The following is a 4,664-nucleotide window of genomic DNA, read 5'->3' as shown; positions in this document are numbered from 1 at the left end:
AGCCCAGCGGGAGCAAGCTCCCTCGCCACAAAAGCCCGCGGCACCGCGTCAGATCAGAACACCGAGGCGTAATCGCCCAGTTCGACCTGTACCGATTTGATGCGGGTGAAGTTGTTCAGCGAGCTGATCCCGTTCTCACGGCCCACACCCGACTGCTTGTAGCCGCCGACCGGCATCTTCGCGTCGGACTCGCCCCAGGCGTTGATCCAGCAGATACCGGCTTCCAGTTGATGGATCACGCGGTGGGCGCGGTTCAGGTCCTTGGTGACGATACCGGCGGCCAGGCCGAAGTCGGTGTCGTTGGCGCGGCGGATCACTTCTTCTTCGGTTTCGTAGCTGAGGATTGCCATCACTGGGCCGAAGATTTCTTCACGCACGATGGTCATGTCGTCGGTGCAGTCGGTGAACACCGTCGGGGCCACGAAAGCGCCTTTGGCGAACTCGCCGTCCGTCAGACGCTCGCCGCCGCACAGCAGGCGTGCACCTTCTTCCTTGCCCTTGGCGATGTAGCCCAGCACGCTTTCCATGTGCGCGAAGCTGACCAGCGGGCCGAAGTTGGTGTTTTCGTCCTGCGGGTTGCCGATGCGGATGCGCGCAACACGCTCGGCGATCTTGGCTTCGAAAGCGGCTTTGAGGTGTGCCGGCACGAACACGCGGGTGCCGTTGGTGCAGACCTGACCGGAGCTGTAGAAGTTGGCCATCATCGCAGTGTCGGCGGCGCGGTCCAGGTCGGCGTCGTCGCAGATGATCAGCGGGGACTTGCCGCCCAGTTCCATGGTCACGTCCTTGAGCGAAGAGCTCGACGCGCTGGCCATGACTTTCTTGCCGGTGTCGGTGCCGCCGGTGAACGAGACTTTCTCGATGCGCGGGTGCTCGGTCAGCCAGGTGCCGACTTCGCGACCGCTGCCGGTCAGCACGTTGAACACGCCCGCTGGCAGGCCGGCTTCGGTGTAGATCTCGGCCAGTTTCAGGGTGGTCAGCGAGGTGACTTCGCTTGGCTTGAAGATCATCGCGTTACCGGCGGCCAGGGCCGGTGCGGATTTCCACAGGGCGATCTGGATCGGGTAGTTCCACGCGCCGATACCGGCGACCACGCCCAGCGGCTCGCGACGGGTGTAGACGAACGATGTGGTGCGCAGCGGAATCTGCTCGCCTTCGATGGCCGGCACCAGGCCTGCGTAGTACTCCAGCACGTCGGCGCCGGTGACGATGTCGACGTAACGGGTTTCGGAGTAGGCCTTGCCGGTGTCCAGGGTTTCCAGGGCGGCCAGTTCATCGTTGCGCTCGCGCAGGATGTCCACGGCGCGGCGCAGGATGCGCGAACGCTCCATGGCAGTCATCGCGGCCCAGATTTTCTGGCCCTTTTCGGCGCTGACCACAGCGCGCTCCACGTCTTCCTTGGTGGCGCGTTGCACTTTTGCGAGGACTTCACCGTTAGCCGGGTTGATGGCTTCGAACGTGGCATCGCTGCCGGCGTCGGAGTAAGCACCATCGATGTAGAGTTTTTGCAATTCGAAACGGGCCATAAAGTCCTCGCAAGTGCATCAGTGATTGGCGCGGTCCGGTGGTTGAGCATTCTGTGTGCTCTAACTCACCCGCTTGGCCAGTTGGAAATCCATGTATTCGTAAGCGATGCGGTGCGCCTGCTCGGTGTCGAAAGCATCTCCCGACAGCGCACCGCGCAACCACAGACCGTCGATCAACGCTGCCAGGCCTCGGGCTGCACTGCGCGCATCTTCGAGCGGCAGTACGCGGCGGAACTGGCAACACAGGTTGGAATACAGACGGTGATCGTTGATCCGCTGCAACCTGTGCAAAGACGGGTGGTGCATGCTGGTGGCCCAGAAGGCCAGCCAGGTTTTCATTGCCGGGCCATTGACCTGGCTGGCGTCGAAGTTGCCTTCGATGATCACCTGAAGGTGAGCCCGGGGGCTGTCGTCCTTCAGCGCCTGACGGCGCGCGGTGACGTTCTCGCTCAGGACAGTCATCAGGTACTGCGCGGTGGCCGCGATCAGGCCGTTCTTGTCCTGAAAGTAATGACTGATGATGCCGTTCGAGACACCGGCCAAACGGGCGATCAGCGCAATGCTGGCGTCCCCCATTCCGACCTGATCGACTGCCAGAAGCGTGGCTTCGATCAATTGCTGGCGGCGGATGGGTTGCATACCGACCTTGGGCATCTGCACATCTCCTTAGGCCTTCCGGCAGACGTAGAACGACTACCGGATTGAGGGCCAGTCTATTTTGTTTTGATTGAACGTTCAATCAACAAAGAATAAGCTCTGCGACAAATCGTCGCTGCATGCTGAAATTTCCTACGTGCTGCGGCGAATTAATCGACTTCCGAAACCGCTCGAAACCTGCGCGCCACGGCGCTCCAAGGGCTTCGAGCTTTTTTCGGGCTGTCTTTATATCACCCACTGGTCGGCTGCCCACTAACCGATTGGTCGGGTGGCTCGTTTGTCTTGCGTTCTTCTCTCGCACTGCCCGGAGCATCTGTGCCATGAGTTCTGCCTCGCTAATAAAGACCCCACCGCAAAAGGTGACGGTCAACGGTTGGGTGTTCTACACCTCGACCGCGTTGATTCTGTTGTTGACCGCCATTCTGATCATCGCCCCGCAAGAGGCCGGCAGAATGCTGGGGACGGCGCAAGCCTGGCTGTCGCGCAGCTTCGGCTGGTACTACATGGTGGTGATTGCCGCCTACTTGATCTTCGTCGTGGGTCTGGCGTTTTCGTCCTACGGCAAACTGAAACTGGGCAGCAAGGACGACACGCCGGACTTCAGTTACGGCGCCTGGGCGGGGATGCTGTTTTCCTCGGGTATCGGCATTTCGTTGCTGTACTTCGGTGCGTCCGAGCCGCTGGATCACTATTTCAACCCGCCCGAAGGCGTGGCTGGCAGCAACCTGGCGGCGCGTCAGGCGGTACAGCTGACATTCCTGCACTGGGGCCTGCATGGCTGGGCGATCTACGCACTGGTCGGGCTGGCCGTTGCCTACTTTGCCTACCGTCATAACCAGCCGCTGGCGTTGCGTTCGGCGCTGTATCCGCTGGTGGGCGAGCGTTGGGTCAAAGGCGCGGCCGGTCACGCGGTGGACGGCTTCGGCATGTTCGTGACCCTGTTGGGGCTGGTGACGAACCTGGGGATCGGTTCGCTGCAAGTGTCGTCGGGGCTGGAAAACCTGTTCGGCATGGAACACAGCAACACCAACCTGCTGATCGTGATCATCGTGATGAGTACGGTGGCGACCATCGCGGCGGTGTCGGGTGTGGAAAACGGCATTCGTCGCCTGTCCAACCTCAACATCGTGCTGTTCAGCGGTCTGTTGATTTTCGTGCTGCTGTTCGGTCCGACCCTGCACCTGCTCAACGGCTTCGTGCAGAACGTGGGTGACTATCTGAACGGCGTGGTGCTCAAGACCTTCGACCTGTACGTCTATGAAGGCGACAGCGAGAAGTCCGACCGCTGGCTGGGCCTGTGGACCCTGTTCTACTGGGCCTGGTGGATTTCCTGGGCACCGTTCGTGGGCATGTTCATCGCGCGCATTTCCCGTGGTCGCACGGTGCGTGAACTGGTGGCCGGCGTGTTGCTGATTCCGCTGGGTTTCACCCTGGCGTGGCTGTCGATCTTCGGTAACTCGGCCCTGGACCTGGTGATGAACCATGGCGCGGTGGAGCTTGGAAAAACGGCGCTGGAACAGCCATCGATGGCGATCTACCAGTTGCTGGAGCATTACCCGGCGTCGAAAGTCGTGATCGGCGTGTCGATTTTCGTCGGTTTCGTGCTGTTCCTGACCCCGGCGGACTCTGGCGCGGTGATGATGGCCAACCTTTCCTGCAAGGGTGGCAACGTCGACGAAGACGCGCCGCACTGGCTGCGGATTTTCTGGTCGGCGGTCATTACCCTGGTGACCATCGGTCTGCTGTTCGCCGGTAACTTCGAAGCCATGCAAACCATGGTGGTGCTGGCCGGTCTGCCGTTCTCGGTGGTACTGGTGTTCTTCATGTTCGGTTTGCACAAGGCCATGCGCCAGGACGTGCAGATCGAACAGGAACAAGCGGAACTGGCGGCCCGCGGTCGTCGTGGCTTCACTGAGCGCCTGACGCAACTGGACCTGCAGCCGAGCCAATCGATTGTTCAGCGCTTCATGGACAAAAAGGTGAGCCCGGCACTGGAAGCGGCGACGGCGCAGATGCGTGCCCAAGGCCTGGAAGTTCAGACGCTGCTGGGCAAGTCCAAGCGTTGCATGGGGGTGCGGGTCGAGATGGAGGAGGGCAACCCGTTCGTCTACGAAGTCAGCCTGGACGGTTATCTGGCGACGCCGACCGAGTCCGCCCAGTCCGATGATGCGCGCCAGCGCTACTACCGCGCCGAGGTGTACCTGCACAACGGCAGCCAGGACTACGACTTGATGGGTTTCACCCAGGATCAGATCACCCGTGACGTGCTCGATCAGTTTGAAAGCCATCGGCAGCTCCTTGGCCGCGTGTATAGCTGAGGCTTGAGGTCTGCGGTGTTTGAAGCAACACCGCAGATCCATTGTGGCGAGGGAGCTTGCTCCCGTTCGGCTGCGAAGCAGTCGTAAACCCGGATTACGCGGTCTGTGTGAATCACCGCTGTGGATGGTCTTGGGGCCGCTTCGCAGCCCAGCGGGAGCAAGC

General features: G+C 61.1%; 3 protein-coding genes. 1 reads left to right on the top strand and 2 read right to left on the bottom strand.

What is annotated here, in order from left to right; translation table 11 throughout:
• Positions 1-53: 53 nt before the first annotated feature.
• Together betB and betI are read right to left on the bottom strand one after the other, a co-directional pair.
• Positions 54-1,526, bottom strand: a complete 1,473-nt coding sequence (gene betB / locus B0W55_RS28690; protein ID WP_077049274.1) for a betaine-aldehyde dehydrogenase — start codon at positions 1,524-1,526, stop codon at positions 54-56.
• A 60-nt stretch (positions 1,527-1,586) separates the two neighbouring features.
• Complete coding sequence (gene betI / locus B0W55_RS28685) at positions 1,587-2,180, bottom strand: transcriptional regulator BetI (RefSeq protein ID WP_077049273.1); 594 nt, start codon at positions 2,178-2,180, stop codon at positions 1,587-1,589.
• A 380-nt stretch (positions 2,181-2,560) separates the two neighbouring features.
• Between betI and B0W55_RS28680 the strand changes: the two genes are divergently transcribed.
• Positions 2,561-4,501: a BCCT family transporter gene (locus B0W55_RS28680; protein WP_256576408.1), complete on the top strand. Its 1,941-nt coding sequence runs from the start codon at positions 2,561-2,563 to the stop codon at positions 4,499-4,501.
• Positions 4,502-4,664: the final 163 nt, after the last annotated feature.

The organism is Pseudomonas sp. KK4, from assembly GCF_001984065.1.
Taxonomy (GTDB): Bacteria; Pseudomonadota; Gammaproteobacteria; order Pseudomonadales; family Pseudomonadaceae; genus Aquipseudomonas.
Note: the sequence above shows the minus strand (reverse complement) of the source record. Positions and strands in the feature narration are given on the sequence as shown.

Excerpts from the sequence above, each read along its gene's own strand:
- betB (WP_077049274.1), bottom strand. The coding sequence starts at position 1,526 with ATGGCCCGTTTCGAATTGCAAAAACTCTACATCGATGGTGCTTACTCC.
- betI (WP_077049273.1), bottom strand. The coding sequence starts at position 2,180 with ATGCCCAAGGTCGGTATGCAACCCATCCGCCGCCAGCAATTGATCGAA.